This window comes from Roseobacter sinensis (genome assembly GCF_025755255.1).
Lineage (GTDB): Bacteria > Pseudomonadota > Alphaproteobacteria > Rhodobacterales > Rhodobacteraceae > Roseobacter > Roseobacter sinensis.
Genome location: NZ_JALIEB010000003.1, coordinates 168,737 through 195,586, shown reverse-complemented (window position 1 = coordinate 195,586; position 26,850 = coordinate 168,737). Strand labels below are relative to the sequence as shown.

General features: G+C 64.1%; 28 protein-coding genes. 13 read left to right on the top strand and 15 right to left on the bottom strand.

Features of this window, described 5'->3' with window-relative positions:
* The first annotated feature begins 109 nt into the window (after nt 1–109).
* Nucleotides 110–1,087 carry a Hint domain-containing protein gene (locus MUB52_RS06190; RefSeq protein ID WP_263843329.1) on the top strand — a complete coding sequence of 326 codons (978 nt, stop codon included), beginning with the start codon at nt 110–112 and terminating at the stop codon, nt 1,085–1,087.
* Here MUB52_RS06190 and MUB52_RS06185 read toward each other — a convergent pair.
* From MUB52_RS06185 to MUB52_RS06160, 6 genes are all read right to left on the bottom strand, one after another.
* The gene (locus tag MUB52_RS06185) at nt 990–1,622 is read right to left on the bottom strand and encodes a nucleotidyltransferase family protein (RefSeq protein WP_263843328.1); all 633 of its coding nucleotides are present in this window, start codon (nt 1,620–1,622) and stop codon (nt 990–992) included. The genes MUB52_RS06190 and MUB52_RS06185 overlap by 98 nt on opposite strands.
* 41 nt (nt 1,623–1,663) lie before the next feature.
* Nucleotides 1,664–4,081, bottom strand: a complete 2,418-nt coding sequence (locus MUB52_RS06180) for a GcvT family protein (RefSeq protein WP_263843327.1) — start codon at nt 4,079–4,081, stop codon at nt 1,664–1,666.
* Between the two features lie 122 nt (nt 4,082–4,203).
* Nucleotides 4,204–5,157, bottom strand: coding sequence for a calcium/sodium antiporter (locus MUB52_RS06175; protein ID WP_263843326.1), 954 nt, complete (start codon nt 5,155–5,157; stop codon nt 4,204–4,206).
* 109 nt (nt 5,158–5,266) lie between these two features.
* Nucleotides 5,267–5,722: a carboxymuconolactone decarboxylase family protein gene (locus tag MUB52_RS06170; protein ID WP_263843325.1), complete on the bottom strand. Its 456-nt coding sequence runs from the start codon at nt 5,720–5,722 to the stop codon at nt 5,267–5,269.
* Complete coding sequence (locus MUB52_RS06165) at nt 5,719–6,237, bottom strand: RrF2 family transcriptional regulator (protein WP_263843324.1); 519 nt, start codon at nt 6,235–6,237, stop codon at nt 5,719–5,721. Before MUB52_RS06165 ends, MUB52_RS06170 begins: the two co-directional genes overlap by 4 nt.
* A 230-nt stretch (nt 6,238–6,467) precedes the next feature.
* Nucleotides 6,468–6,791: a hypothetical protein gene (locus MUB52_RS06160; protein ID WP_263843323.1), complete on the bottom strand. Its 324-nt coding sequence runs from the start codon at nt 6,789–6,791 to the stop codon at nt 6,468–6,470.
* A gap of 252 nt (nt 6,792–7,043) precedes the next feature.
* Here MUB52_RS06160 and MUB52_RS06155 point away from each other — a divergent pair, with 252 nt between their 5' ends.
* From MUB52_RS06155 to MUB52_RS06130, 6 genes are all read left to right on the top strand, one after another.
* Complete coding sequence (locus MUB52_RS06155; protein WP_263843322.1) at nt 7,044–9,464, top strand: GcvT family protein; 2,421 nt, start codon at nt 7,044–7,046, stop codon at nt 9,462–9,464.
* A 143-nt stretch (nt 9,465–9,607) separates the two neighbouring features.
* Nucleotides 9,608–9,922 (top strand): ArsR/SmtB family transcription factor, encoded by a 315-nt coding sequence (locus MUB52_RS06150; protein ID WP_263843321.1) that lies wholly within the window; start codon nt 9,608–9,610, stop codon nt 9,920–9,922.
* Complete coding sequence (locus MUB52_RS06145; RefSeq protein WP_263843320.1) at nt 9,919–10,236, top strand: SRPBCC family protein; 318 nt, start codon at nt 9,919–9,921, stop codon at nt 10,234–10,236. The genes MUB52_RS06150 and MUB52_RS06145 overlap by 4 nt, the downstream gene beginning before the upstream one ends.
* A 42-nt stretch (nt 10,237–10,278) precedes the next feature.
* Nucleotides 10,279–10,899, top strand: coding sequence for an ATP-dependent Clp protease proteolytic subunit (locus tag MUB52_RS06140; protein WP_263843319.1), 621 nt, complete (start codon nt 10,279–10,281; stop codon nt 10,897–10,899).
* A 35-nt stretch (nt 10,900–10,934) separates the two neighbouring features.
* The gene (locus MUB52_RS06135) at nt 10,935–11,498 is read left to right on the top strand and encodes a RidA family protein (RefSeq protein WP_263843318.1); all 564 of its coding nucleotides are present in this window, start codon (nt 10,935–10,937) and stop codon (nt 11,496–11,498) included.
* 30 nt (nt 11,499–11,528) lie between these two features.
* Entirely contained in the window at nt 11,529–12,320 is a 792-nt protein-coding gene (locus MUB52_RS06130; RefSeq protein WP_263843557.1) for an endonuclease/exonuclease/phosphatase family protein, read from the top strand.
* Between the two features lie 78 nt (nt 12,321–12,398).
* Here the strand turns inward: MUB52_RS06130 and MUB52_RS06125 are convergent, their stop codons facing one another.
* On the bottom strand, nt 12,399–13,706 hold the full coding sequence (locus tag MUB52_RS06125; RefSeq protein WP_263843317.1) for an HlyC/CorC family transporter: 1,308 nt from the start codon (nt 13,704–13,706) through the stop codon (nt 12,399–12,401).
* Nucleotides 13,707–13,781: 75 nt separating this feature from the next.
* Between MUB52_RS06125 and MUB52_RS06120 the strand changes: the two genes are divergently transcribed.
* Nucleotides 13,782–14,597, top strand: coding sequence for a metallophosphoesterase family protein (locus MUB52_RS06120; protein ID WP_263843316.1), 816 nt, complete (start codon nt 13,782–13,784; stop codon nt 14,595–14,597).
* Here MUB52_RS06120 and MUB52_RS06115 read toward each other — a convergent pair.
* Genes MUB52_RS06115 through MUB52_RS06105 form a run of 3 tightly spaced genes read right to left on the bottom strand, consistent with a single transcriptional unit; the run spans nt 14,534 to nt 17,170 of the window.
* Nucleotides 14,534–15,505: a site-specific tyrosine recombinase XerD gene (locus tag MUB52_RS06115; RefSeq protein ID WP_263843315.1), complete on the bottom strand. Its 972-nt coding sequence runs from the start codon at nt 15,503–15,505 to the stop codon at nt 14,534–14,536. The genes MUB52_RS06120 and MUB52_RS06115 overlap by 64 nt on opposite strands.
* Nucleotides 15,502–16,998, bottom strand: coding sequence for a hypothetical protein (locus tag MUB52_RS06110; protein ID WP_263843314.1), 1,497 nt, complete (start codon nt 16,996–16,998; stop codon nt 15,502–15,504). The genes MUB52_RS06115 and MUB52_RS06110 overlap by 4 nt, the downstream gene beginning before the upstream one ends.
* 22 nt (nt 16,999–17,020) lie before the next feature.
* Nucleotides 17,021–17,170, bottom strand: a complete 150-nt coding sequence (locus tag MUB52_RS06105; RefSeq protein WP_263843313.1) for a hypothetical protein — start codon at nt 17,168–17,170, stop codon at nt 17,021–17,023.
* An 81-nt stretch (nt 17,171–17,251) separates the two neighbouring features.
* Between MUB52_RS06105 and MUB52_RS06100 the strand changes: the two genes are divergently transcribed.
* Nucleotides 17,252–17,845: a shikimate kinase gene (locus MUB52_RS06100; RefSeq protein ID WP_263843312.1), complete on the top strand. Its 594-nt coding sequence runs from the start codon at nt 17,252–17,254 to the stop codon at nt 17,843–17,845.
* Nucleotides 17,838–18,953 (top strand): 3-dehydroquinate synthase, encoded by a 1,116-nt coding sequence (gene aroB / locus MUB52_RS06095; RefSeq protein ID WP_263843311.1) that lies wholly within the window; start codon nt 17,838–17,840, stop codon nt 18,951–18,953. Before MUB52_RS06100 ends, aroB begins: the two co-directional genes overlap by 8 nt.
* Before the next feature lie 328 nt (nt 18,954–19,281).
* Here aroB and MUB52_RS06090 read toward each other — a convergent pair whose 3' ends face one another.
* Nucleotides 19,282–19,731: a GNAT family N-acetyltransferase gene (locus tag MUB52_RS06090; RefSeq protein WP_263843310.1), complete on the bottom strand. Its 450-nt coding sequence runs from the start codon at nt 19,729–19,731 to the stop codon at nt 19,282–19,284.
* Nucleotides 19,715–20,197 (bottom strand): single-stranded DNA-binding protein, encoded by a 483-nt coding sequence (gene ssb / locus MUB52_RS06085; RefSeq protein WP_263843309.1) that lies wholly within the window; start codon nt 20,195–20,197, stop codon nt 19,715–19,717. The genes MUB52_RS06090 and ssb overlap by 17 nt, the downstream gene beginning before the upstream one ends.
* A gap of 189 nt (nt 20,198–20,386) precedes the next feature.
* On the opposite strand from ssb, the gene MUB52_RS06080 reads away from it, so the two are divergent.
* The 3 genes from MUB52_RS06080 to MUB52_RS06070 all read left to right on the top strand — a co-directional run bounded on the left by MUB52_RS06080 (nt 20,387) and on the right by MUB52_RS06070 (nt 22,267).
* Complete coding sequence (locus tag MUB52_RS06080; protein WP_450103977.1) at nt 20,387–20,998, top strand: lytic transglycosylase domain-containing protein; 612 nt, start codon at nt 20,387–20,389, stop codon at nt 20,996–20,998.
* A gap of 115 nt (nt 20,999–21,113) precedes the next feature.
* The gene (locus MUB52_RS06075; protein ID WP_263843308.1) at nt 21,114–21,527 is read left to right on the top strand and encodes a hypothetical protein; all 414 of its coding nucleotides are present in this window, start codon (nt 21,114–21,116) and stop codon (nt 21,525–21,527) included.
* Between the two features lie 236 nt (nt 21,528–21,763).
* Nucleotides 21,764–22,267, top strand: a complete 504-nt coding sequence (locus tag MUB52_RS06070) for a hypothetical protein (RefSeq protein ID WP_263843307.1) — start codon at nt 21,764–21,766, stop codon at nt 22,265–22,267.
* 124 nt (nt 22,268–22,391) lie between these two features.
* Here MUB52_RS06070 and MUB52_RS06065 read toward each other — a convergent pair whose 3' ends face one another.
* The 3 genes from MUB52_RS06065 to MUB52_RS06055 all read right to left on the bottom strand — a co-directional run bounded on the left by MUB52_RS06065 (nt 22,392) and on the right by MUB52_RS06055 (nt 26,850).
* Nucleotides 22,392–24,482: a dipeptide ABC transporter ATP-binding protein gene (locus MUB52_RS06065; protein WP_263843306.1), complete on the bottom strand. Its 2,091-nt coding sequence runs from the start codon at nt 24,480–24,482 to the stop codon at nt 22,392–22,394.
* Between the two features lie 97 nt (nt 24,483–24,579).
* A complete protein-coding gene (locus tag MUB52_RS06060) occupies nt 24,580–25,797 on the bottom strand; it encodes an ABC transporter permease (protein ID WP_263843305.1) in 1,218 nt (405 codons plus the stop codon).
* Nucleotides 25,798–25,809: 12 nt separating this feature from the next.
* Nucleotides 25,810–26,850, bottom strand: coding sequence for an ABC transporter permease (locus MUB52_RS06055; protein WP_263843304.1), 1,041 nt, complete (start codon nt 26,848–26,850; stop codon nt 25,810–25,812).

Genomic DNA, 26,850 nt, shown 5'->3' with positions numbered 1-26,850 from the left:
GATCCCACCGCTGAGTACCTGCGGTGCCGACGCGGTCGGATAGGGGAGACGGTACGATTTTTGAACCGGCCAGGCGCGTCTGGCGTGGTTGGCGGTATAGAGGACGACGATGGGGGAGAGCATCACCGATCCGAATGCAGCATATCTCGGTGCGTTTTCGAGTTCTGAGCAGCTTGAAGCCATCACTCAGGACGATTGCGCCGGCGTCGAGACTGCGTTGTCAGAGGGAGGTCTCACTCAGCTGGCGGACGACCAGCCACGATCCACACACCAAAGTGGCGGTCTCCGCGATATGCCTGCCGCCCGGTCGGACGATGTCATCCGACACCTCGGCCAGAGTGAATCGTTCAAGCGAGAGCCTGCCGCTGAGATTGTGGAGGCGGTCCAGAAGGCAGCTACGCCCATTTGCTTCACGCCGGGCACCCTGATCACCACGCCGCACGGGCAGCGCGCGGTCGACGACTTGCGGCCCGGTGACCGTGTGATCACCCGCGACAACGGACTCCGGACAATCTCCTGGATCGGCCGCCGGAGATTGTCCGGGAAGGAGCTTTCGCGCGCGCCACACCTTGGGCCGGTGATGATCCCGAAGGGATGTCTGGGCGCCGGGCTGCCCGCGCGCGACATGCTGCTCAGCCCCAACCACCGGGTCCTGGTGTCAAACAGCCAAACGCAACTCTGCTTTGAGGAGCGCGAGGTCCTGGTCGCTGCCAAGCATCTGGCGAGCCTGCCCGGGGTCCAGCGGTCGGTTGTGCCTGCGATCACCTACATTCACATCATGTTCGAGCAGCACGAGGTCATCCTCTCCGACGGAGCCTGGACCGAAAGCTTTCAGCCCGCTGACCAGAGCCTGGGCGGATTGGATCATGCGCAGCGCAGCACTTTGGAGGAGCTCTTTCCCGAATTGAGAACCCCAGCCGGCCGGCTGTCATATCCCGCTGCGCGCAGGCTGCTCAAAAGGAGCGAAGCGAAACGTCTGACCCGAGCGCTCAGCGGCTGTTCCGCGCCGCCCGCTCAGCCCGCCATGCGGCCCAATCTTCGGGTGTGTCGAGATCACGGCGGGCGTGCTGGCCCGGCAAGGGGATAAGCGCGACCCGGCTGCCGGCCTTGGCGACGACCTCACGCCCACCGCCATCGCCCTGCAAACTCGCGAAGGCCTCGAAAAGCGGTGCCGCAAAAACAATCGGGTGGCCTGGTTTTCCGTCCTCCGTCGCGCCACGCCAGATAAGTGCTTCCGGTTTGAGATCAATGGCTTGCAGAACGACCCTCAAGTCCTCTTTCGTCAGCTCCGGCAGATCCGCCAGAAGCAGCATCGCAGCCGGTGCGCCGCGCGGCAGGGCTGCAAAGGCTGTGCGCAGGCTCGCATTCATCCCTTCGTCGGCATCAGCAACCGGAACACGGTCGACCGCGAGTGCATCGAGGCTCCGATAGCGCGGGTGCGGCGCCGGCGGCAGCGCCACGAGAACGGGGCCGGTCGTCACCGCCGAGGCGAGCTCGGCCTGGCGGCGCAGCAACGGCAGGCCGTCGACCTCCTCCAGAAGCTTGTCTGCACCGCGCATGCGCCGCGACTGTCCTGCGGCCAACAGAATGATGGGAAGATCGCTCACCGTATCGGAGGTCATGGCCTCTGATAGCGCAAATGCAGACCCGCCGAAAGCGCCCGCTAGCCCCGCATACGCGCGCCATCGGGGTCGAAGAGCGGCGTCGTCAACACGCGCGCGGGACGCATCTGTCCGAGGATCTCGATCTCCACGTCGGGTGCCTCGCTCGCGCGGTCGGCGGGCAGGAACCCAAGGGCAACGGACGTCTCCGCATGGTGCGAGTAGCCGCCCGAGGTGCAAAAGCCCACCACATCCCCGTCGAGCCAGATCGGCTCGTAACCGTGAACATCGGCGTCCTCCGCGTCGACGGCAAAGGCCACCAGCCGGCGGCTCGGGCCGGTCTCGCGCTCGGCTTCGGCCGCTGTGCGCCCAATGAACGTCTCGTTCTTTTTGAACGAGATAAAACGATCGAGTCCGGTTTCCGCCGCGGTGTAGTCCGGCGAGAATTCCGCCATCCAACTGCCGAAGAACTTGTCGAGCCGCAGCGACATCATCGCGCGCATGCCGAAGGGGGTGATCCCGTGCGGTTGACCCGCCGACCACAGCGTCGACCAGAGCGCGCGCTGCGCTATAGGATCGCAATAGATCTCATAGCCCAGATCGCCCGTGTAGCTGACCCGCTGCACGATGCAGTCCGTCATGCCGACCGTCAGGCGCCGGACGTCCAGAAAACGCATATCCGAGATATCGCTGCGCGTGGACGCAGCGAGCACATCGCGGGCGCGGGAGCCCGCGATCTGAAACCCTGTCCGGGTATCGCTGATGTTCTGAAGGGTGACACCCTCGTCTGCCTGTTGAAGGAACCAGCGCCAGTGGAAGGCCTGCGCGCCGTAAGAGGCGGTCAGCTGAAACTCCTCCGCTCCCAGACATGAGATTGTGAAATCCCCGATCAGCCTGCCTTTGGGCGACAGCATCGGTGTCAGGCTGAGCCGTCCCGGCGGCGGCACGCGGCCCGCCATGATGCGGTTCAGCCAGTCACGCGATCGTGGCCCCGTGACGCGATACTTTCCGAAGTTCTGAAGCTCATTTATTCCAATGGCTTGTCGGACGGCCTTCACCTCGCGCGCGACTGCGGCGAAAGCGTCGGAACGGCGAAAGGATGGCGTTTCATAGGTCGGCTCATCCCCTTGTGCGAAGTAGTTGGCGACCTCGAGCCCATATTGCTGGCCCCAGACCGCGCCCATCTCGGAGAAGATGTCATACATCGGAGTGGTGCGATAGGGACGCGCTGCGGGAAGTTCTTCGTTCGGGTAAGCGACGGAGAATCTTTTTTGATAGTTTTCAATGACTTTCGGCAAGGTATACCCCGGCGTGATCCAATCGCCGAAGCGTGCCACATCCATCGCCATCGTGTCGCGCTCGGTCTCTCCCTCGATCATCCATTGCGCCAGCATCAGGCCAACGCCGCCGCCTTGCGAGAAGCCAGCCATCACGCCGCAGGCAGACCAGTAATTGCGCACGCCCGGCACGGGGCCGACGAGCGGATTGCCGTCAGGTGCGAAGGTGAAGGGGCCATGGATCACACTCTTGACCCCGGCGCGCTCCAAGTCGGGAAAGCGTTTGTACGCAAAATCAATGCTTTGCTCGATCTTGTCAAAGTCATCTGGCAGCAGGTCCTGCCCGAACGCCCACGAGGTACCGTCAACCGCCCAGGGTCGGCACGGCTGCTCGTAAAACCCGATGCAGAGGCCCTTGCCCTCCTGGCGCAGGTAGCTTTCACCCGCAGGGTCCATCACATGCGGATGCTCACGCCCCTCGGCCATCAGCTCGGAAATGAGCGGCACCTCGTCGGTGACCAGATATTGGTGCTCCATCGGGTGCAGCGGGAAGTAGATGCCAGCCATGGCGCCGACCTCGCGCGCCCAAAGCCCACCGGCGTTCACGACATGCTCGGCGTGGATCGTGCCCTTGTCGGTGACCACATCCCAGGTGCCGTCGGCGCGCTGGTTGGTCTCGCGCACCATGCAGTGGGTTTCGATGGTCGCACCGCCCATCCGCGCGGCTTTGGCGTAGGCGTGGGTGGTGCCCGAGGGGTCGAGGTGGCCGTCGAGCGGATCGTAGAGCGCGCCGAGAATACCGTCGATGTTGGTCACTGGGGCGATCCGTTTGATCTCGTCCGGTCCGACGATCTCTGTTTCCAGCCCCATGAAGCGGTGCTTGGCGCGCTCGGCCAGCAGCATGTCGAAGCGGTCCCGGTTGTCGGCCAGCGTCACGCCCCCGACGTGGTGGAGCCCGCAGGACAGGCCGGTGATCTCTTCCAATTCCTTGTAAAGCTTGATCGTGTAACCCTGCAGAGCCGCCATGTTGGTGTCGCCGTTGAGCGTATGGAACCCACCCGCGGCGTGCCAGGTTGAGCCAGACGTCAGCTCGGATCGCTCCAGCAGCATCACGTCCGGCCAGCCGAGTTTCGTCAGATGATAGAGCACCGAACAGCCGACAACGCCGCCTCCGATGATCGCGACACGGGTGGTGGTTTGCATGGGCGCCTCCAAGGTTCGACGCGGCCACTCTCCGAACGCCGCGCCACCTGGGCTGTTTCAGAAACGACAGATCTTGCCGGTTTCAGAAGGCAGGTGGCCGGTCCTGCGCGACGCTGACCGGATCAGAGGAGCACCCAGATGAGATAGGCCACATAGAGCGCGAGCAGTACTGCACCCTCGCGCCGTCCGATGCGCCACCCGGTGCGGGCGAAAACGACGAGCAGAACGCTCGCGCCGGCCATGACCCAGAGATCGAGCCGCAGGATCTCGGGCGGCACGCGCATCGGCTGCACCAAGGCCGTGACGCCGAGAATCCCCAGAAGATTGAAGATGTTGCTGCCGATGACATTGCCCAGGGCCACCTCGCCCTGGCCCTTGCGGACCGCGATGACCGAGGTCACAAGTTCCGGCATCGAGGTGCCGATGGCGACGATGGTCAGGCCGATCACCGTTTCGGAAAGCCCCGCGGCCTCAGCTGTGCTGACCGCGCCGCTTACCAGAAACCGGGCCCCGACGATGGTCAGGACCAGCCCGCCTGCGGCCAGCGCGAGCGACAGGGCAAGGCCGGTGTCCGGGCCGGGTACCGCCTCCGCTTCGGCGGCATAGACGGCACCGGCCGCCGAGCGGGCCGCGCGCCGTTCCGCAAGAAGCGTCGCGGTGAGGTAGCTCGCAAGAGCCGCGACGAAGAGCAGGCCGGTCAGACGCCCGATGTCACCCAGAAGGAAGACCACCCCGGCGAGCGCCGTGGCCGCCAGCATCACCGCGCCGTCGCGTCGAATGGCGGCCGGTGTCACGACAATGGGGGCGAGGAGGGCTGCAAGGCCGAGGATCAGCAGGATATTGCCGATGTTGCTGCCGACGACGTTGCCGATCGCGATGCCGGAGGAGCCACTCAGCGCCGCCTGAAGGCTCGTCACCAGTTCCGGCGTCGAGGTACCAAAGCCGACCAGAGTGAGGCCGATCACCATGGGCGAGATCCCGAAGGCCTTGGCCGCCGAGACCGACCCGCGCACAAGCATCTCGCCCCCGAGGATGAGACCCGCCAGACCCAACAGGATGAAGCCAACCGCGGACATCTTTCACCTCTTCGCGATGCTGCCCTGAGTGCAGATCGGCATCGGCTGAGGCGACTACAAGAGGCCCGCCGTGCTTATTCCATCGGCGCGCTCGAGCGTCTTGCGCAGGTCAGGCCGCGCGGTCCACGGCGTGCTGCATCCGGAAGCCGACGGCGAGGCGGTTCCAGACGTTGATCGTGCTGATCGCGACACTGAGATTGGTGATCTCCGTCTCCGTGAAGTGGTCGCACATCGCCTCATAGGCCGCATCCGGCGCGCCGCTCTGTGCGATGTTGGTCAGCGCATCGGTCCAGGCCAGCAGCGCGCGTTCGCGGGGGGTGTAGACCGCGGCTTCGTGCCAGACGCCCGCAAGGGCAATCCATTGCTCAGAAAGGCCATCCTTGCGGGCCTCGCGCGTGTGCATGTCGACGCAGTAGGCGCAGCCGTTGATCAGCGAAGCGCGCAGTTTCAGCAGGTGAATGAGCCGCGGCTCAAGACCTGATTGGCTGGCGATGTAGTGCTCCAGCCCATAGACGGCTTTCACGGCGTCGGGCGCGGCGGTCATGTAGTCAAGGCGTTGGGTCATCGGTTGGTCCTCTCAGGCTTGGGGTGTCGGATATGTGTGTCGAAGAAGGCGCATCCGCGGGCCGCGATACGTCCATCGGTATCGGCCTCGGAAAGCTCCGCCAGCAGGTCGGCGAGCGTCACCCGACGCAACTCGGCCCTGTAGGCGCGTTCGGCACGCAGCATCGCCGCGTTGATCTGGCAGGGCGCCTTGAAGTGTTTCGCCGGCAGCGGGTCGGGGCCGTTCTGGCGGATCTCCTTGCAGCGAAAGGCGGGCTCCGGCCCTTCGACAGCGAGCACCACGTCGAGCAGAGTGATCTCATCGGGCCTGCGCGCCAGGCTGTAACCACCGCGGGGGCCGGGCTCGGTCTGCAAGAGGCCCGCCTTCGACAGCGCCTGCAGGTGTTTGAGCAGGTAGCTGATGGAGACCCCGTGAAATTCCGCCATGGACTTGGCCGACAGCAGACCGCCGTCGGGCAGGGCCGCGAGAAGCGTGGCGCAATGCAGGGCCTGTTCTATGCCGTCGCTCAGTTTCATCTGTGATGCCTTCGTCGAATCATGGATAACTATTGTCCATGATTGGCCGGACGTCAATCCAGTGGATCGCTGAGCCGATCGCGGCCTCGGCTGGGCACAGCAAGCGAGCAGCGGCGCATGGGTCTCAACGCCGTCGCGACCAGGGCATCGCACATGGGGCCGGGGACCGCAGGGCCCACCGTGATTTCGCATGTCCATTTCGTCGGGGGCGGGAGCGCGCCGACGCGCGGCTAGAACTTTGCGCAGCCGTTGAAGCCCTGGCCTTCGAGGAATTCGCCGAAATCCAAAGCGTCTGCCTCGTCCACTTCCATGACGAAGTTCAGGGAAGCAGCCAGGATCCGCGTCTGGTCATATTCGTCATCGCATCTGTACTGCGTGGACCAGTCGCTCCAGCGGATGTCGAACACCATCTGCTGGTTGCTTTGGCGGTAGAAGTATCCGCGGACCGACTCTTTCGGAACGACATACCGCCCATTGATCACGATCAGGTCCGCCCAGGCGCTCGAGGCCAGAAGGCAAAAGATCAAGGTGCTGGCGAGGGCTCGAGGCATCATGTCGGTGTCCTTTCCTTGGCGTCCGAAAGCGTGTCACGGCGGCGCGTCAACAACATGCCTCGGGGTGCTGCTGTCCGACAACCTGCGTGCCTTGAAGAGCAGCGGGTATCCGCCTGTCCGGTCCCGTCTGCGTCCGGCGTTTCTTCGTGCAGCGATTGTCCGACCGCGACGGAATATGTCGCGCCTGCGCAATCCAGACGAGATGCGCTGCGGCAGGGTGTGCGGCAGGACATCGCATAAAGGACCCGCCCCATGCGCACCCATGCTCAGGCCGTTGTCATCGGAGGCGGCGTCATTGGCTGCTCGATCCTCTATCATCTGACCAAGCTGGGGTGGCGGGATGTGGTCCTGCTGGAGCGCGATGAGCTAACCAGCGGGTCGACGTGGCATGCGGCGGCGAACATTCACGGGCTGCATGACAGCACCAATATCAGCCGCATTCAGCACTACACGATGAATTTGTACAACGACCTGGAGGCGGAGACAGGGCAGAGTTGCGGGGTGTTCCAGCCGGGCTCGCTGTACCTCGCACAGACGGAGGCGCGCGAGCATCAGTTGCGGCTGCAGGCGGCGAAGGCGAAGCTTTATGGCATGAACTTCCACGAGGTGAGCCGGGACGAGGCGGAGCGGTTGCACCCGCTCGTCGACTTCGACCGCATCCGCTGCATCATGTGGGAGCCTGACGGCGGCAATGTGGACCCCTCGGGGGTGACCCATGCCTATGCGGCGGGGGCGCGGGCCGCGGGGGCTGAGATTGTGCGCTTCTGTCCTGTGACGGGCACCGAGCCGCAGGCGGATGGGTCTTGGATCGTGCGCACGGCCAAGGGCGACATTCGCGCCGATTGGGTGGTGAACGCCGCCGGGCTCTGGGGGCGCGAGGTGGCGGCTCTGGCGGGCTTGACGCTGCCCCTGCAGCCGACCGAGCATCAGTATTTCGTGACCGAGACGATTGCGGAGATCGATGCCCTGGACCGGCGCCTGCCCTCGGTCGCGGACCGGGACGGCGAGTATTATCTGCGCCAGGAGGGCAAGGGCCTGCTGGTGGGCGCCTATGAGAAAGACGTGCGCTTCTGGGCGGAAGAGGGCACGCCACAGGGCTTCGGGCATGAGCTTTTCGCGGACGATCTGGAGCGGATCGAGGAGAACATGCTGCGGGCGATTGAGCGGGTGCCGGCGGTGGGCGCGGCGGGCATCAAACGGGTGATCAACGGGCCGATGATCTGGTCGCCCGATTCGAATGTGCTCTTCGGTCCGGTGCCGGAGCTGGACAATTACTTCTGCTGTAACGGGATCATTCCCGGCTTTTCGCAGTCGGGTGGCATGGGGCTGTTGGCCGCCGACTGGATCGTCACCGGCGAGACGCGATATGACATGTTCGCCTGGGATGTGGCACGGTTCGGGACCTGGGCCGATGCGGCCTTTACCAAGGCGCGGGTGGGCGACCAATATGCCAACCGCTTCAAGATCCACTTCCCCAATGAGGAACGCGCGGCGGGGCGACCCGTACGCACCCGTCCGGTCTATCAGACACAGAAATTGGCGGGCGCTGTCTTCGGGCTGAACTATGGCTGGGAGCACCCACTCTGGTACGGAGTTGAACCGGGACAGGCGGAGACGGAGGGATTCACGCGGCAGAACTGGTTCGCGCCTGTGGGCGCGGAGTGCCGGATGCTGCGCGAGCGGGCAGGGATCATCGACATTTCGAATTTCGCGAAATACCGCTGTGCCGGGCCGGGGGCGGAAGACTGGCTGAACGCGATCTTCGCCAACCGGATGCCGCGTGCCGTGGGACGGTCGTGCCTGACCCCGCTCATCGGCAAGCGCGGGGGGATCGCAGGGGATTTCACGGTGACGCGCGTGAGCGATGAGGAGTTCTGGGTGATCGGCTCCGGCATGGCGGAGCGCTATCATCAGCGGTTTTTCAAGCAGGTGCCGCTGCCCGCGGGCACGACATTCGAAAGCCGGACGGAGGCCATCTGCGGCTTCAACGTGGCCGGCCCGAAGTCGCGCGAGATGCTGCAGCGGCTCACGAATGCGTCGCTGGCGACGGAGCACTTCCCCTTCATGACAAGCCGCCGGATCGAGATCGGCGGGGTCCGGGTGCTGGCGCTGCGGGTCAGCTTCACCGGCGATCTGGGCTGGGAACTGCACTGCGAGGCGGGCGATCAGGCGCGGCTGTGGGAGCTACTGCTGAAGGCGGGCGAGGCCGTGGGCGCGGGCCCGGTGGGCAGCCGCGCGCTGATGTCGCTGCGCATCGAGAAGGGGTATGGCAGCTGGTCCCGCGAGTACTCGCCGGAATACTGGCCGCAGGAGGTGGGGCTTGAGCGGCTCTGCAGGATGGAGAAGGACTTTCTCAACAAGGGTGCGGTGGCGGAGACGCTGGCGCAGGACGCGCGCGAGCGGCTGGTGCTGCTGGCGCTGGATGGCGCCGAGACCGATGCCTCGCAGGCGGATGCCACGGGGGGCGAGCCGATCTTCAAGGACGGGCAGGGCATCGGGCGGGTGACCTCGGGCGCCTACGGCTATTCGGTGGGCATGAGCCTCGCGCTAGGGTTCGTAAAGAATGCAGGCCCGAACGATGAGGTGGATGTCATGGTACTGGGGCGGCCGCATAAGGCGGTGATCCTCGAGGCACCGCCGTTTGATCCGGAGGGGGCGCGGCTCAGGGCTTAGGCCGGGGGGCCTGAGGTGAACTGCTGAAATCTTTCGACCGACGGGCACCGTCGGGCGCTGCCCTGGCGTAACGTGTTGGCGTTTCAGATCTGCGTCGAAGCCTCTCACTTGCCAATCACATAAGTATGTGCTTATGTGATTCCATGGATCAGGACGATATCTTCAAAGCGCTGGCCGACCCGACACGCCGCCGCATCTTTGACAAGCTCTCGACCGGGGCGATGAACGCGAGCGCCTTGCGCGAGGGAATCGCGATCAGCCAGCCCGCGATGTCGCAGCATCTGTCGGTGCTGCGTGGGGCCGGGCTGGTGCGGGAAGAGCGGCAGGGGCGCTACGTGAACTACGAGGTGAACCCCGACGGGCTGGCGGAAATCGCGCTGTGGCTGGGCAAGTACCGCGCCTATTGGCCCGCCCGGATCGATGCGCTGCGCGCCCTTCTGAAGGAGATGGATCAATGACGGATGAGACCGACCTCGTGCTCGACTACGACCTCGACGCACCGCCCGAGAAAGTTCGGCGGGCGGTCACGATCCCGGAGTTCCGCGAGCAATGGCTGCCCACTGAAGACCTGGCCGATCCGACGCCGGTGGAGAGGGGCGCACGCGTTTCCTACGACATGAAAGAGGAGGCGCCGTGGCCGGACAGCCGGGTCAGCTTCGAGATCAGCCCGAATGAACGGGGCGGAACCCGGCTGCGTGTGGTCCACCGGATGACCCGAACGCCGACTGAGGTGGCGAACACCAATGGGCCGGGCCTGAAGATGGCGGCCTGACGCTTTAACCACCTGAAAACCTGTGAAAAAGGAGATTCGCCGATGCGCGATACGATGCAACTCGTCCCCATGGTGGTCGAACAGTCGAGCCGTGGAGAGCGGTCGTTCGACATCTATTCCCGCCTGCTGCGCGAACGGATCATCTTCATGAACGGCGAGGTGAACGACCAGGTCTCGGCACTCGTCTGCGCGCAGCTTCTGTTTCTGGAGGCGGACAATCCGAAGAAGCCGGTCCATATGTATATCAACTCGCCCGGCGGCGTGGTGAGCAGTGGCTTTGCGATGTACGACACGATGCAATACATCCGCGCGCCGGTGCATACGCTGTGCATGGGCACGGCGTGGTCGATGGGCTCCTTCCTGTTGATGGCGGGGGCGGCGGGGCACCGTGCGGCACTGCCGAATGCGAATGTGATGATCCACCAGCCCGCAGGTGGGTACCAAGGCAAGGCGACGGACATCCTCATTCACGCCGAGGAGACCCGGCAGACCAAGGAGCGCATGATCCGCCTTTACGCCAAGCACTGCAAGAAGACGGCGAAAGAGTTCGAAAAGGGCATGGACCGGGACAATTTCATGACCCCGGAGGAGGCGCTGGACTGGGGGCTGATCGACGAGATCCTGGAGGAGCGCGGTGCCGGCGAGAGGCCCGAGACATCTTAGGGTCAGGTGTCTCGCCACGGTGCTGAGGATCTGTTTTGGCCAAGGTCCCGGCCGTTGCACGCCCGATCGTCCGTACGGAGGGCTTTGAGCCCACTTTGACTGATGCTGCAAAACGCAGGAATGTCTGCAAAGATGATTTGCGCAAGAAACGGGTTGTACCAGCTATTGGCCACTCCAATGTGCGCCGAAAATCAGGAGGCATCATGCGCCAGACCTTCTCGGCACCCGCATTTTCGCATTTCCACGATCAGTGGCATCTTTCTCCTGGTCTCGACACTCGGGGCTACATCTTCTTTTCCGGCGCGACCGGTTGCAGACCTGATGGAACCGTTTCTGACGACCCAGAGGAGCAGTTCCGCGAAGCGTTCTCATTTCTTTCAGACACCTTGGCCGCCGGTGACTTGTCATGGGAAAACGTCGTTGAAATGACGACCTACCACGTGGACCTGCGCAAGCACCTAGATGCCTTCATCAAGGTGAAGAACGAGTTCGTTGCAGCACCTTATCCGGCGTGGTCTTGTATCGGCACGACGGAGTTGATTACCGAAGGAACGTTGGTCGAAATTCGGGTCATTTGCCAACGGCCCATGGAAAGATGACGCCGGGATGGGATTTACGTTTTGAAAGTCATGTGCCTGAACGGATGGGGTGGAAAACTCCACGAAGAGCTGCTGCCGTATCTGTCGAACGAGGCTCCCGAAATCCTCTGCCTTCAGGAAGTCATTCATAGCCCCACCACGGAAAAGGACTGGCTAACGTACCGAGACGGCGATCATGTTCTTCCGCAAAGGGCGAACTTGTTTCGGGACGTGTCCCAAGCTCTGCAGGATCATCAGGCTGTGTTCTGCCCAGCCGCTCAGGGCGTGCTTTGGGACGGGGATCAGTCAATCCCGTCACAATGGGGGCTCGCGACATTCGTGCATCGCGCGCTTCCGATCATTGGGCAGGTGCAGGGTTTCGTGCACAAGGACTATTCGCCGGTCGGCTACGGTGACCATCCCCGATCCCGGAGTGCGCACGGCGTTCGTGTGTATGACTATGCTGCTGATCGATCCGTAAGCGTTGCGCACATGCATGGCCTGCGGGACCTCAACGGAAAAATGGACACGCCCGAACGCGCTGAACAGGCCAGAAAACTGCTCGAGCTGTCCCGACAGGTTTCCGCACCCGGTGATCTGAATGTAATTTGCGGCGATTTCAACGTGGAGCCTGACGGCGAAACGCTTGCGATACTGGCTGAAGCGGGGTTCTCGGAACTTGTGACGGGACGAGGTTTCGATAGCACGCGCAACTCCCAGTACAAGAAGCCCGGAAAATTTGCGGATTACATGCTGATCGACCAGGAAGAGGCTGTCCGCAGCTTCGAAGTGATCTACGACCCCGAGATCTCTGACCACTGTCCTCTGGTACTTAGGCTTTAGGCCGTCGTGAGAAAACAGTCATTGGCGCAAGCGGGGCGAACGGCAACTGTGTCCCGCACTGCGGAAATTGCCTAAGCCTCAGAGCGGGCGGATCTTCAGCTCGGTGATGCGGTTGCCGTCGCGGGCGATAACCTCGAAACGGAAGCCGTGAAACGAGAAGACCTGGCCCTTGGTGGGGATCATCTGGGCCTCATGGATCACCAGCCCGGCCACGGTGTTGGCCTCGTCATCGGGCAGGTTCCAGTCGGTGGCCCGGTTCAGGTCCCTGATCGTCATCGCACCGTCGACCACGAACTGCCCATCGGGCCCGGGCCGCACGGCCTGATCGTCGCCGGGGTCGAATTCGTCGGTGATCTCGCCCACGATCTCTTCGAGGATGTCCTCCAGCGTGATCAGCCCCTGCAGCGAGCCATACTCGTCGACCACCAGCGCAAAATGCGTGTGCCGCCGCAGGAACTGGCGCATCTGCTCATCCAGCGTCGAGGTTTCGGGCACGAAATAGGGCTCCATCGCCACCTCGGTGATCTTGAAGTCGCGCAGCTTGGCGGCATCGCCATCGGGGCCGCCGATGATCTTGTACATGGCGCGCAACAGGTCCTTGGCGTGGATCACGCCAATGATGTTTTCCTGGTCGTCGAGATAGAGCGGCAGGCGGGTGTGGCTGGAGGTGAGGCATTGCTCGAGAATGCTCTGCGGATCGTCCTCCGCGTTGATCATCTCGATATTGGAGCGATGCAGCATGATTTCTTCCACCACGCGGTCGCCAAGATCGAGCGCGCCGAGAATACGGTCACGGTCCTCCTTCTCGACGACGCCTTCGGAGTGGCCCAGGTGCAGGGCGCCGGCGATCTCTTCGCGCACGGCGAGGATGTTGCTGTCCGGGTCGATCCTGACGCCGAAGATGCGCAGCACGCCGCGCACCAGCAGGCGCACGGCTGCGACGATGGGGGAGAACACCAGTACCACGATCGAGATCGGGCCGGACACCATGGAGGCTGCGCTCTCGGAATTCGTGATCGCATAGGTCTTGGGCAGCACCTCGGCGAAGATCAGCACCAGAAGGGTCATCACCAGCGTGGCCAGCGCCACGCCGCTTTCGCCGAAGGCACGGGTGAAGATTGCAGTGGCGAGCGACGCGGCGAGGATGTTCACGAGGTTGTTGCCCAGCAGCACCGAACCGATCAGGCGCTCGTTGTCCTCGGTGATCCGCAGCGCGCGCTGCGCCCCTTTGGAGCCCTTGTCGGCCTGCGCCCGCAGCTTGCCGCGCGAGGCAGCGGTCAGCGCCGTCTCAGAGCCCGAAAAAAAGCCTGACAGAACAAGCAGAAACAAAATCCCGCCTGCCGTGAGCCAGAATGCGCCATCAAGCGTTGCCGTCGCCGTTTCCATTTGGAATGTTACCCTAAGATGAGATTGCATTGGTTATGGGCATGACACCTGCCGCATTCAAGTCGGGAGCAGCGCATGCTGCGTGATCTGGGCGTGATCAACGGGCCAGTGTTGCTTTTTGGCGGGCCGTACTCGAACGCGCAGGCCACGCGGGCACTGCTCGGCGAGGCCGCCGCGCGCGGCATTGCGGGCGCGCAGATGATCTGCACCGGCGACATCGTGGCCTATGGTGCAGCGCCCCAGGTCTGCGTGGAGCTCATCCGGCAGAGTGGGGCTGCGGTGGTGGCAGGCAATTGCGAAAAGCAGATCGGGGCGGGCGCGATTGAGTGCGGCTGCGGCTTCGAAGAGGGCAGCACCTGCGACATGCTGAGCCTCGGCTGGTACCCCTATGCACGCGCGCATGTGGATGAGGCCGCGCGCGCGTGGATGCGGGCCTGCCCGGACATCGTGAGTTTTCGCCATCAGGGCGCGCGCTATGCGGTGATCCACGGCGGCATGACGGATGTGGCACGGTTCATCTGGCCGAATGATGCCGAAGCGGTCTTCGATGAGGAATGGGACGCGATCGAGGCCGAGATCGGACCGGTCGATCATGTGATCGCTGGGCACTGCGGGCTGGCCTTCCTCCGAGAGACCGGACGCGGCTTCTGGATGAACCCGGGCGTGATCGGGATACCGCCCCACGACGGGCGGCAACAGACCCGCTTTGGCGTGCTGGACGGTGGCGAGATGCGCATTCACCGGCTGCGCTATGATGCGGAGGCCGCCGCAGCCGAGATGCGGCGCGCCGGGCTGACGCAAGGCTATGATGCGGGGCTTCTCACGGGCTATTGGCCGTCCGAGGAGATCTTGCCGGAAGACTTACGCTCGCCCTCCTTGGCCAGCGGATGATGGGTCAGCACCAGCTCTGACAGCCGCGCTTCCAGCACATGCGTGTAGATCTCGGTGGTGGCGACATCGGCGTGGCCGAGCAGCGTCTGGATCGACCGCAGATCGGCGCCATTGGCAAGCAGATGCGTCGCGAAGGCGTGCCGCAGCGTGTGCGGCGTCACCTTGGAGGGCGAGACGCCCGCGGCCACGGCGAATTCCTTGATCAGCAGATAGAAACGATGACGCGTGAGATGCCCCGCAGCGCTGTGTGAAACGAAAAGGTATTTCGACGGCGGCTTGCGCTCGGCCCGGCGCGTGTCCTCCATCGCGTCGCGCACCTTGAGCCAATCGGCCAGCGCCTCGCGTGCCGGCGGGGACAGCGGCACCATACGCTCCTTGCCGCCCTTGCCGCGGATCAGCAGCATCCGCGGATCGCCGCGGGCCGCACTGACCGGAAGGCTGACCAGTTCCGAGACACGCATGCCCGTCGCGTAGAGCAACTCCATCAGGCAGGTGTTGCGCGCGCGGTCGCGTTCGGAGCGTCCCGAGGCGCGGGCGGCCTCGAGCAGCCGGTCGACCTCCTCTTCGGACAGAGTCTGCGGCAGACGCTTGTCGCGCCCGGGTCCAGCGATCTGGATGGCGGGATTCTCGCTGCGCCAGCCTTCTTCGAAAGCGAACCGATAAAGCTGCTTGATCGCCGAAAGCCGCCGCGCCCGGGTCGCCCGGGACAGCCCGTGCGCGTCGCAATGGATGAGGTAGGCCTCGACGTCGACCTTCTGCACCGCCTCGAAATCGCTGTCCCGGTCGACCAGCCAGCTTTCGAAGTCCTGCAAGTCGCGCCCATAGGCCAGAAGCGTGTTGCGTGCCGCGCCCAACTCGGCCGCCTGCGCCTCGAGAAAGGCAGAGATCCAGTTCCCCCGCGCGCTCATCCGAAACGCTCCAAGAGCAGGATCTGAAGGCTGGCTCTGCGCATGGTGTCGTCGAACCCCAATGCGCGCAAGGTCGCGAGAGCCTGGGTGAGCGCCGGGGTGTTTCCGGCAGCCCCATCCTCGAGCAGCACCAGCGTCTCCAGGATCACGGCGCCGAGCTGGCCGCTGCGCGCCTGCACGAGCAGCTCGGATCGGGCTGCATCGGGTGCGAACGCATCGCGGATCGCGCGGGCGATCTCATCCCCGACGGCCATGCCCGAGGGATCGCCAACCGCAACGGCCTTCAGAAACGCGCGATCGCTCCCTTGTGCCGCAGCGACATAGTCGGGTGACAGCAGCGCCAGGGTCTCTGCCAGTTCGGCGGATCGCCCATCGAGAGGGACGCGTGAGAGGCGGGGGACGAAGAGCCCGGCGAAGGTGGTCTCGAGGCCCGCCTGCTGCATTGCCGCCCAGGCGGCGGGGAGCGTCTTGCCCACCGCCGCCCCCGAGCCGGTTGCAAGCGCGGTGTCGAGTTGCTGGATCGCCCGGACGCGATCCCAGACGCCGCCGGACGCGGCAGGCTGGCGGTCGGAATAGAGGCCCAGCAGGCGGTTGTCGGGCAGCGCACCGGTCTCGGCCAGGCGCTCTGCGGCCTCGAGCTGCGCCTTCCAACCGGCCAGATCGCGCAGGTCCGCAACGGCGAAGGCGCGTGGCAGCGACCGTGTGGGCAGCGGCTCGCCAATCGCTTCATGCAGCCGGAAGAGCAGGGGCGTGATGTCGCGGGCGGGCCGCAACGGGGGCGCATCCTCGAAGGCTTCGGGGTGCAGGAACCGGTCGAGCAGGTCGATCTGCGCCGGGCTCATCGCGTCCAGAGCGCGCCCGGTGTCGAACAGCAGCGCCGCGGTGGCCCAATCGCCCTGGCGCGCCGCGCAGAAGATGCGCGCCGCCAATCCCGGGGCGAGGGCGGGGTGTGCGCTCAGCGTTCTGCAGGCCCGCCATTCCTCGCCAGTCAGCAGCGCGAGATCCATGTAGGCGGCGAAATGCGCGGTGTCGCGCGTCACATCTGCCTGCTCGATCAGCGCCTGGGCCGGGTCGAGCGCACCGTAGCGGCGCAATGATTCCACACGAGCCAGGGTGAAGAGATCTTCCTCTTCGGCATCGCGGCCCGGCGCCTCGGCCTCGGTCAACAGCGCGGTGAAGAGAAGCGCCTGCGCGGCAGGCAGACGGAAGTCGGGCAGAGCGGTCAACTGGCGGCTGAGGCGTTCGGGATCACTTGCCTTCCAGAGGTCCTGCGGCAGGCCGGTCACATTGGCCGGCACCAGCCCGATGATGCGGGTGGCCTCCTGATCGAGCGGTTTGACGTCAACCGTCGGGACCACACCCGACGCGGCCACCGGCGGCTCGCCTCGGGGCAAGGCAACCGACGTCATCGCGGGCTGATCAGGGTTCTGCTGCACCCAGTCGATCACGGAGAGCGGTGCCTCCTGTGCGCCGAGCGTGCCTGCTGTGGTCAATGCCCAGAGATATGCAAGCGGCCTAATCCGCATCCAGCGTCACGGGCACGCGCACCTCGTCTTGTGGCGCCGAGAAATCGGCTCCGAAAAACGGGCCCACATAGGCGTAGCCGACCAGCCCGATGCCCCCCACAACGAGGAGAAAGACCAAAAGCTTGAAGAGGCGAAACATTGTTGTACTGCCTTATTTGCCTGCCTGTTTTTCCGAATATATATATGGCCTTTTGTGCAATATCACGTCATTCAGAGAAATATGAGCGAATTTCAGCAATCCGTGACCGAAGGGAACCACACGGCGGCATTTATGTTGAAAAAGACCGTGGTGATGGTGGGCATGATGGGCGCGGGCAAGACGGCGGTGGGCCGGGCGCTCGCGCAGCTGTTGCAGGTGCCGTTTCTCGATTCGGACCAGGAAATCGAGGCCGCGGCCAACATGACCGTGCCGGAGATTTTCGCCCGCGATGGAGAGCCGTTCTTCCGCGCCCGGGAGGCCGAGGTGATCTCGCGCCTGCTCGGCGGCAGGCCCTGCGTTCTCTCGACAGGCGGCGGCGCGTTTCTCTCGGAGGTCAACCGGGCCAACATCTCGGCCCATGGCGTTGCAGTCTGGCTCGACGCTGATCTCGAGCTGTTGTGGAGCCGCGTCCGCCACCGCGACACCCGGCCATTGCTGCGCACACCCGATCCCAAGGCGACACTCACCGAGCTCTACGCCGCGCGCGTGCCGGAATACGCCAAGGCCGATCTGCGGGTGCCCTGCGCACCACCCGTGGCCATCGAACAGATGGCCAAGCGCGTGGCCGAGGTCCTGCTGACCCGGGCTGATGTTCTGGTGTGCGGCGATGCGTGAAACCGTCACAGTGGATCTGCCGGGGCGGGCCTATGAGGTGCGGATCGGGCCGGGGCTGATCCCGCGGGCGGGGGCAGAGATTGCACCGCTGCTCTCGCGCCCGAAGGTGAGCATCCTGACCGACGAGACCGTGGCGAGCCTGCATCTGGAGGCTTTGACGGCGGGCCTTGCCGCGGAGGGCATCGCGTCCGAGGCACTGGCGCTGCCCGCGGGGGAAGCTACGAAATCCTGGGGGCCTTTGGAGCAGAGCGTGGGCTGGTTGCTCGACCAGCGGGTCGAGCGCGGCGATGTGGTGGTCGCCTTCGGTGGCGGGGTGATCGGCGATCTGGCTGGTTTCGCCGCTGCGATCCTGCGGCGCGGCGTGCGTTTTGTCCAGATCCCCACGACGCTGCTGGCGCAGGTGGACAGCTCCGTCGGGGGCAAGACCGGGATCAATGCGGCGCAGGGCAAGAACCTGATCGGCGCCTTTCACCAGCCGTCACTGGTACTGGCGGATACGGAGGTGCTGGGCACGCTCGCGCCGCGTGACTTCCTCGCGGGCTATGGCGAGGTCGTGAAATACGGGCTGCTCGGCGATGCCGGCTTCTTCGAGTGGCTCGAGGGGCAGGGCCCGGCGCTCGCCGCGGGTGATATGGCCGCGCGAGTCGAGGCGGTGCGCCGTTCGGTGCAGATGAAGGCCGACATCGTGACCCGAGACGAGACGGAGCAGGGGGACCGCGCGCTCCTGAACCTAGGGCACACTTTCGGCCACGCGCTGGAGGCGGCGACGGGCTATTCCGACCGGCTCTTGCACGGGGAGGGCGTGGCGATCGGCTGCGTGCTGGCCTTCGAACTGTCGTCCCGCTTGGGGTTCTGCAGCCAGGAAGACCCGAGCCGTGTGCGCGCGCATCTCAAAGCGATGGGTATGAAGACGGATCTGGCCGATATTCCTGGCGATCTCCCGGGGGCAGAGGCGCTCCTGGGGCTCATGGCGCAGGACAAGAAGGTGGTGCAGGGCACGCTGCGGTTCATTTTGGCGCGCGGGATCGGCGAGGCCTTCGTCACCTCGGATGTGCCGGGGGAGATGGTGCGCGGGGTGCTGGAGGATGGGCTGGCGGTGGCGGTTTAGGCTTGCGAAGGCACAGTTGTTCCGTGTTTCATGACTTGAGCGCGCGACTTTCAGATGTCTCGCCCGGCGGCACCGCCGGGCATCGCCCGACCTCCCCCCGGAGGGCGATTTCGCGACGTCGCGGTTAGCAGCACGTATGTCTTGGTGTCGATGCGGTCCACCGTGATACCGCCGGAAACGCCCTCCAGGTCGGGCGATGCCCTTTGCGCGTGGTGTCAGGATCGGATGCGGTCTCATTCTCACACCGCTGCAGCATAGACGGGGAGGGCAGCCACAGGAACCTCTTAGCAAATGCGCTCCGCTGTCGCGCGAACTCTTGGCCTGCTGACTAGTCCCAGCGCATCACCATACCGTGCTTGTCTTCGCAGTCGAACCCCAGCGCCTCATAGAACCCCCGCGCCCCGCGCTTCTGGCCGGTGAGCAGCATGATCTTGTAGACCTTCTGAGTGCGGGCATGGTCGATTGCCGACTGCATCACCCGCCGCCCGATGCCCCGCCACCGCCAATCCCCCGCTGTCGCCACATTTTCAATCAGCGCGTAAGGCCGTCCGTCCCAGGTGACATTGGGCAGGATGTGCAGCGTGACCATGCCGATCACCCGATCCGCCGCCAACGCGCCATGGATCGTTGTGCCCGGATGCGCCAGCACCGCCAGCACATCATGAGTACAGGCCGTCTTGGGTCCGAAGGTCAGCTCGTTGTAGAGGGCTGTTAGCGCGTCCGCGTCCTGCTGGGTCAGCAGACGCACTGTGAGACTGGGCTCAGAAGGGGATTTCATCGTCCAGGTCGCGCGAGGGCGCCGGGCTGGACCCGCCGCCATAGCTCTCGCCACCGCGGTCGTCATACCCCATGGAGCCGCCGCCACCGCCGCCGCTCATGCCACCGCCGCCGTCGCGGCCATCGAGCATCGTCAGCTCGGACCGGTAGGGGCGCAGCACCACCTCGGTGGAGTAGCGATCCTGTCCCGACTGGTCCTGCCATTTCCGGGTTTCCAGCTGGCCTTCGATGTACACCTTGGAACCCTTGCGCAGATACTGCTCGGCCACCCGCACCAGCGGTTCGGAAAAGATCGCAACCGTATGCCACTCGGTCTTTTCCCGGCGTTCGCCAGTGTTGCGGTCTTTCCAATTCTCCGAGGTGGCGATGCGCAGGTTGCAGACCTTGCCGCCGTTCTGGAAGCTGCGCACTTCCGGGTCGCGCCCGAGATTGCCGATAAGAATTACCTTGTTCACAGAGCCGGCCATTGCGCCCCCCTTCGTTTGCTTGCTGTCGTGTCACCGCGAGAGCCGTTGCCGAATCCCGGTCCGTACAATTTGATTAAACCTACACTGACCGCAAGGTGCTTACCACGCACTTAACACCCTGGGTTGAACTCTCGGTCAGAGCGCGCAAAAGGCTGGAATGCAAGCGCAATCCGGGGTATTGCGCTTTGCATGGGTGATCGGGCGACATCATGGGGACATCGGCTGGGCAGCGCACTGCTGGTCCTGACCTTTGCAGCAACGAGCGTGCCTGTCGCGGCCCAGACCATGTCGAGCAAGAGCCGAACCAAGCTCTTTGCGGCACAGAAGAAGATCCTCGATACACGCGCCGCGAGCCAATACAACAACTCTGTGCGGCTGCAGCCGCCGACGGTCCACACGCCGAGCAAATGGGCCACGCCGCAGTATAACGGCCGCTACCGCGGTGCCTATCTGCAGATGGCCAAGGATGCAGCGCGCCGGCATGGGGTGCCGGAAGATCTCTTCCTGCGGCTGGTCCAGCAGGAATCGAACTGGAACCCGCGCGCGAAGTCGCACAAGGGCGCGCTGGGGCTTGCGCAACTCATGCCGCAGACCGCCCGCAGCCTACGGGTCGACCCGCTCGACCCTGAGCAGAACCTGGACGGTGGTGCGCGCTATCTGAAGGAACAGTTCCGCACCTTCGGCACCTGGCGGCTGGCGCTTGCTGCGTACAATGCAGGCCCGGGCGCGGTGAAGAAATACGGCGGCGTCCCCCCCTTCCGCGAGACCAAGAACTACGTGAAAGTCATCGCAGGCCGGTAAGGGGCCTCTGCGTCTGCTCGCCTGTCCGCCGCATGTCACAATCGCTCCTTCCAGCCGTCATAGTGCCGCCCGAATCCGACGCCAGAGTCCGGTAAACGAATGACGGGATGACAGAATGGCGACAACTGGATTTCACGCACGTATCGAACGCATCAACCGCGCCCATGAGGGGCTTGCGCCTGCGCGCGAGAAGGCCCCGATCCGCGCGCTGCGCTCTCAGCCGGTGCCAAAGGCAATCCGGCGAAAGGCGCGTCGGCGCCTGCGCATCTTCGATCACCTTCAGCCCATTGCGCTCGGCTCCGTGCTGGGGGCGCTTGCCGCAGTGATGCTGACGGGGCTGACGTCCGAGAACTCACCCTGGGGTCCGGGGACCGAGCTCAACCAGATGATGTTCCTGCCGTCGCTGGGGGCCCTGGCACTGGCCCCGCTGCTGATGCTGGCCTCCCTGGTTGTCGCGAGCAAACGGCCCGGTTTCGCGCTGTTTTCCCTCAGCTACCTGACCGGCCTTGTCGTGACGATGATGATCTGACGGCCGCAGCCTCTGTCTGATCAGCGTTTTCCCGCTGATGGCCTTCATCACCACAGGCGATTGAAAAAAATACATTTTTGCCGTCCGGGCGTGTACCAAAGGCACCTTCGGGCCCGGTCTCGTCCACATCCCGGACAGGCCGATGCGGAACCATTTCCGCGCCGCTTCCGTTCTGGCCATATCGCAGCGCCGCACACCGCGCCGCTTGCATGACGGACCTGAAAGGAGCATTTCTGATGTTCGATTTTGTGAAGAAGACAACCATCGCCGCAACTGTGAGCCTCGCTGCACTGGCTGCCTCTGGCGCGATTGCCGGCGTTAATGACATTGATGTACAGGCGAAGATTGAAGCGCCGCAGGGCAGCAACGCACTGGACCTCTATCCAACGATTGCGGAAGATCTGGAGCGCGCCCTGATCGAGCGTATCGATGCATTGAGCAACGACCCGTCCGACCCGACCCTGACCGTGAAGATCAAGCGTGTGAGCCTCGATGGCGACACGATCTTGCCGGACAGCGCGGAATTCAACGAGTTGGAAGGCTTCGTGAGCTTCGAAGGCGGTAGCCGTCAGGTCGTCGAAACGATCCGTCTCTCCGCCCATACGGACGAAAGCGCCGTGCCTGCTGGCTATGTCGCAATTCCGCCCAGCCAGGACGACTTCTACGACGCGATGCTGACCGCCTTTGCGGACCGGGTCGTCGAGATGCTGCCCGAAGAAGACATCAACACCGGCAGCTAAAGCATTGAGGTGGCGGGGTATTCCGCCGCTTCACTCCGATCGCACCGAGATGCCGCCGCCCCGTGGCTCGACGTGCTGGCGGCGCAGGTTTTCTTCCCCCGGCCTGCGCCGCCCCCATCTTCCGCTATTGCGCAGCAACACCCACCTCGATCACAGGCTCCATCTCGGCCAGCTTTTCGTCGCTGAGATGACACTTGATCTGGTGATTGCCCGCCAGCACGCGCACCGGCGGCACCTCCTTCTCACAGAGCCCGCCTGCCACCTCACTCTTCCAGCGGCAGCGCGTCTGGAACGGGCACCCGGTGGGCGGGTTCATCGCCGACGGGATGTCACCCTCCAGCACGATGTGCTTCTTTTTCACCGACGTGTCCGCAATCGGCACCGCCGAGAGCAGCGCCTCGGTGTAGGGGTGGTAGGGCGGGGCAAAGACCTGATCGGTGGTGCCCAGTTCCACCACATGGCCCAGGTACATCACCATCACGCGGTCGCTGAGATAACGCACGATGCTGAGGTCGTGCGAAATGAAGAGCAGCGTCGTCTTGTGCTCGCGCTGGATTTCCATCAGCAGATCGGTCACCGCCGCCTGCACCGAGACGTCGAGCGCCGAGACAGGCTCATCCGCCACCACGATCTTCGCATCCCCCGCAAAGGCACGAGCGATGCCGACCCGCTGCTTCTGCCCGCCCGAGAGTTGCCGCGGCATGCGATCGGCGAACTCACGCGGCAGTTTGACCAGATCGAGCAGCTTGAGCATGCGGTCGCGGCGGTCGCGGTCGCTCTCGCCGATGCCGAAGATCTCGAGCGCACGCATGATCTGCCGTCCCACGGTCATCGAGGGGTTCAGCGTGTCAAACGGGTTCTGGAAGACCATCTGCACGTCCGAGACGGTCTTGGTGTCGCGCGCCTCGATGGGAATGTCCTGAATGGGCCGGTTGCCGAGCAGGATTTCGCCTTCGGTCGCCGTCTCCAGCCCCATCAGGACCTTGGCGAAGGTGGACTTGCCGCAGCCGGATTCACCCACGATGGCCAGCGTCTCACTCTCGCGCGCCTCGAAGCTCAGCGTTTCGTTGGCCTTCACGACCTTCTTGTTGCCACCACCGAAGATCGCGTTGGCCGCGACCTCATAGTATTTCTTGAGGTTGTCCATCTTCAGCACCACGTCCCCCGCCTCGGGCTTGGCTTTCGCATCGCCGGCATCCGGCGGGGCGGCCCAATCGATCTCCCGGAACCGCAGGCAGCGCGTCTCGTGCCGCGCGTCGGCATCGACCTGCTGCATCGGGATGAACCCCTGATCGCAGCGCCCGGCTTCGAAATAGTCGCAGCGCGGCCCGAAGTTACACCCCTTGGGCCGCTCATGAGGCAAGGGAAAGTTGCCGGGGATCGCCACCAGCGGGCGGGCGTTCTTATCCGCCCCCGGCAGCGGGATCGAGCGAAAGAGCGCCTGCGTATAAGGGTGCTGCATCTTGTCGAAGACATCCTCGATGGAGCCGCGCTCTACCGCCTCGCCGGAATACATCACGCAGATGCGGTCGCAGGTCTCGAGCACAAGCCCGAGGTTGTGGGAGATGAACAGCATCGAGGTGCCGTATTTCTTGCCGAGATCCTTGACCAGCTCGACCACCGCGGCCTCCACCGTCACGTCGAGCGCTGTCGTCGGTTCGTCGAGGATCAGAAGCGATGGCTCCGACATCAACGCCATCGCGATCACGATGCGCTGCTGCTGCCCGCCGGACAGCTGGTGCGGAAAGGAGTTCAGCATGCGCTTGGGGTCCGGCAGCTTCACATCCGTCACCACCTGCAAGGCGCGCTCATAAGCATCCTTCTCGGACATGCCTTGATGGATCATCGGCACTTCCATCAGTTGCTTGCCGATCTTCATCGCCGGGTTCAGCGAGGCCATGGGCTCCTGATAGATCATCGCGATCTCGCTACCGCGGATGGTACGCAACTCGTCCGCGCTCATCGCGCTGAGATCCCGGCCCTTGAAGGTGATCGAGCCACCCACGATGCGCCCGTTCTTGCCCAGATCCTGCATGACGCCCAAGGCGACGGTGGATTTGCCGCAGCCGCTCTCTCCCACCAGACCCACGGCCTCGCCGGGTGCAACCTTGACCGAGAAGTCCATCACCGCCGGGATCTCCCGCAGCCGGGTGAAAAAGGAGATCGATAGCTTGTCGATCTCGAGAATGGGACCATCGTAGTCGGTCTTCGGCATGTCCATCTCCTCTCCGGAGTGCCAGAGCGATTGATCGCTTCTTCTGGCCAGAAATATCCTCGGGGGTCCGGGGGCAGACAGCCCCCGGCCGTTTCAATCAGTCGCGCAAGCTCTCCTCGCGCAGCCCATCCGCCAGCAGGTTCAGGCCCAGCACCATGGTCAGCAGCGCCACCGCCGGCACCACGGCGGGGTGCACGAATGCGCGCAACAGCTGCCGGCCGGAATTGATCGTCGTGCCCCAGTCGGGGCTTTCCGACGCCAGACCCAGCCCGAAGAAGCCCAAAGTGCCCAGCAGTATGGTGGTGTAGCCGATCCGCAGGCAGAAATCGACGATCAGCGGCCCACGCGCATTCGGCAGGATCTCCCACAGCATGATGTACCACGGGCCTTCGCCGCGGGTCTGGGCCGCGGCCACATAGTCGCGGGTCTTGATGTCCATCGCCAGCCCCCGCACGATCCGGAAGACCGTGGGCGAGTTCACGAAGACCACCGAGACGAAGACCACCAGAATGCCAGGGTCTATGTCGAAGAGATCGACGAATGTCGGCAGTCCGACGATGCGGTAGTCCGGCGTCGCCACCACAGCGCCATTGGTCGAGACCAGCGACAGGTAGAGCCACCCCAACAAACCGATCACCGCAATCAGAAGCGGCGTACGCACCTTTGGTTGCGTGTGATAGCGCGAGTTCAGCAGGATCGTGGCAAAGACCAGCGGAAAGACGAAGAGAAAGAGCGCCATGTAGTTCGGAATGCCGGTCAGCACGATCTCGGGTGTCACCAACAGGTAGAAGAGCAGGATCACCGGGAAGGCGAGGATCAGGTTCGCCAGGAACGACAGCACCGTGTCGAGCCGGCCGCCATAGTACCCCGCTGGCAGGCCGAGCGTGATGCCGACCATGAAGGCGAAGAGCGTGGCCATCGGCGCGATCTGCACCACGATCCAGGCGCCCTTGATCACCCGGCTGAAGACGTCGCGCGCCAGATTGTCACCGCCCAGAAGGAAGTATTCGTATTGCCCTTCGTCAGGGCTCAGCAGCGCGGTCCCGGGCGGTTTGTTCTTCATGCCCGAGATCTGGCTCAGCGGATCGTGGGTCACGATCATGTCCAACGGCCCGCCGAGGATGCCGGCAAAGACCCAGAACATCACCAGCCCGAAGCCGATCATGCCGACGGTGCTGTCAAAAAGCTTGCCGTAGAGGCCGAGCCGACGCTTGAAGGTGATCGACAGTGCGAAGATCACAACCAACGCAATCCAGACCGGCGTCAGCTGCAGGACCACCCGGACGAAAATCTCACCCCATGTCAACGGTTCCATGAACGGACTCCTTTACGAGATGCGGATGCGCGGGTTGAGATAGACGTAGCCGATGTCGGAAATCAGCTGTGTCGCCAGAACCACGATCACGGAGACGACGGAGACCGCCAGCAGAAGTTCGATGTCGTTGTTGCCGGCAGCCTGCACCAGCACCCAGCCGAAGCCCTTGTAGTTGAAGAGCGTCTCGACAATCACCACACCGTTCAGCAGCCACGGAAACTGCAGCATGATCACGGTGAAGGGCGCGATCAGCGCGTTCCTGAGCGCGTGTTTCAACACGATATTGCCGAAGGACACGCCCTTCAGCCTTGCGGTGCGGATGTATTGCGCGGTCATCACCTCTGTCATGCTGGCCCGCGTCATCCGCGCGATGTAGCCCATGCCGTACAGCGCGATAGTCACCACGGGCAGGGTGAAGTTGACGAAGGTGGCGTCCTCCATGGCGCTGGTGGCCGAGCCGTTGAAGATCTTCCAGCCTGCGGAGGAGGCGAAGACGGCGATGAAGATCACGCCCGAGACATATTCCGGCGTCGCCGTGGAGGCGATGGACAAGGTCGAGAGCGACCGGTCGAGCCGCGAGCCCTCGCGCATCCCCGCCAGCACCCCGATCAGCAGCGCCATGGGCACCATCAGCAGCATCACGAAGAACATCAGCTTGCCGGTGAGCCCCAACCGTTCAGCGACGATCCCGCCCACATCGGCCTTGAAGACGGTGGAAGAGCCCCAGTCTCCCTGAAGAACCCCGCAGAAGGTGGGGCGCGCCTCCACGGGCGTGCCGGCGTTGAAACACTTGCCGGTCTCGGTGCCGTCGACCTCCTTGACCCAGCCCGGCAGCACGCCGAGCCATTGGCCGAACTTCACCGGCAGCGGCTCGAGATAGCCGTTCTTGTCCAGATAGCTGGCCACGGCCTCGTCCGACATCCGGAAATTGCCTTGCGTCTTGGCGAGCTTTTCAAGGTTCGGGTAGAGATTGGTGAGCCAGAAGACGATGAACGTCAGGCACAAGGCCGTCAGCAACATGACGCCCAGGCGTCTGAGAATGAAGAGTCCCAT

Excerpts from the sequence above, each read along its gene's own strand:
- MUB52_RS06180 (WP_263843327.1), bottom strand. The coding sequence starts at position 4,081 with ATGCAAACCACCACCCGTGTCGCGATCATCGGAGGCGGCGTTGTCGGC.
- aroB (WP_263843311.1), top strand. The coding sequence starts at position 17,838 with ATGCGTGAAACCGTCACAGTGGATCTGCCGGGGCGGGCCTATGAGGTG.
- MUB52_RS06155 (WP_263843322.1), top strand. The coding sequence starts at position 7,044 with ATGCGCACCCATGCTCAGGCCGTTGTCATCGGAGGCGGCGTCATTGGC.
- ssb (WP_263843309.1), bottom strand. The coding sequence starts at position 20,197 with ATGGCCGGCTCTGTGAACAAGGTAATTCTTATCGGCAATCTCGGGCGC.
- MUB52_RS06115 (WP_263843315.1), bottom strand. The coding sequence starts at position 15,505 with ATGAGCGCGCGGGGGAACTGGATCTCTGCCTTTCTCGAGGCGCAGGCG.
- MUB52_RS06080 (WP_450103977.1), top strand. The coding sequence starts at position 20,387 with ATGGGTGATCGGGCGACATCATGGGGACATCGGCTGGGCAGCGCACTG.
- MUB52_RS06125 (WP_263843317.1), bottom strand. The coding sequence starts at position 13,706 with ATGGAAACGGCGACGGCAACGCTTGATGGCGCATTCTGGCTCACGGCA.
- MUB52_RS06120 (WP_263843316.1), top strand. The coding sequence starts at position 13,782 with ATGCTGCGTGATCTGGGCGTGATCAACGGGCCAGTGTTGCTTTTTGGC.
- MUB52_RS06175 (WP_263843326.1), bottom strand. The coding sequence starts at position 5,157 with ATGTCCGCGGTTGGCTTCATCCTGTTGGGTCTGGCGGGTCTCATCCTC.
- MUB52_RS06065 (WP_263843306.1), bottom strand. The coding sequence starts at position 24,482 with ATGCCGAAGACCGACTACGATGGTCCCATTCTCGAGATCGACAAGCTA.
- MUB52_RS06185 (WP_263843328.1), bottom strand. The coding sequence starts at position 1,622 with ATGACCTCCGATACGGTGAGCGATCTTCCCATCATTCTGTTGGCCGCA.
- MUB52_RS06150 (WP_263843321.1), top strand. The coding sequence starts at position 9,608 with ATGGATCAGGACGATATCTTCAAAGCGCTGGCCGACCCGACACGCCGC.
- MUB52_RS06165 (WP_263843324.1), bottom strand. The coding sequence starts at position 6,237 with ATGAAACTGAGCGACGGCATAGAACAGGCCCTGCATTGCGCCACGCTT.
- MUB52_RS06140 (WP_263843319.1), top strand. The coding sequence starts at position 10,279 with ATGCGCGATACGATGCAACTCGTCCCCATGGTGGTCGAACAGTCGAGC.
- MUB52_RS06105 (WP_263843313.1), bottom strand. The coding sequence starts at position 17,170 with ATGTTTCGCCTCTTCAAGCTTTTGGTCTTTCTCCTCGTTGTGGGGGGC.
- MUB52_RS06075 (WP_263843308.1), top strand. The coding sequence starts at position 21,114 with ATGGCGACAACTGGATTTCACGCACGTATCGAACGCATCAACCGCGCC.
- MUB52_RS06060 (WP_263843305.1), bottom strand. The coding sequence starts at position 25,797 with ATGGAACCGTTGACATGGGGTGAGATTTTCGTCCGGGTGGTCCTGCAG.
- MUB52_RS06160 (WP_263843323.1), bottom strand. The coding sequence starts at position 6,791 with ATGATGCCTCGAGCCCTCGCCAGCACCTTGATCTTTTGCCTTCTGGCC.
- MUB52_RS06145 (WP_263843320.1), top strand. The coding sequence starts at position 9,919 with ATGACGGATGAGACCGACCTCGTGCTCGACTACGACCTCGACGCACCG.
- MUB52_RS06070 (WP_263843307.1), top strand. The coding sequence starts at position 21,764 with ATGTTCGATTTTGTGAAGAAGACAACCATCGCCGCAACTGTGAGCCTC.
- MUB52_RS06100 (WP_263843312.1), top strand. The coding sequence starts at position 17,252 with ATGAGCGAATTTCAGCAATCCGTGACCGAAGGGAACCACACGGCGGCA.
- MUB52_RS06190 (WP_263843329.1), top strand. The coding sequence starts at position 110 with ATGGGGGAGAGCATCACCGATCCGAATGCAGCATATCTCGGTGCGTTT.
- MUB52_RS06130 (WP_263843557.1), top strand. The coding sequence starts at position 11,529 with ATGTGCCTGAACGGATGGGGTGGAAAACTCCACGAAGAGCTGCTGCCG.
- MUB52_RS06055 (WP_263843304.1), bottom strand. The coding sequence starts at position 26,850 with ATGGGACTCTTCATTCTCAGACGCCTGGGCGTCATGTTGCTGACGGCC.
- MUB52_RS06090 (WP_263843310.1), bottom strand. The coding sequence starts at position 19,731 with ATGAAATCCCCTTCTGAGCCCAGTCTCACAGTGCGTCTGCTGACCCAG.
- MUB52_RS06170 (WP_263843325.1), bottom strand. The coding sequence starts at position 5,722 with ATGACCCAACGCCTTGACTACATGACCGCCGCGCCCGACGCCGTGAAA.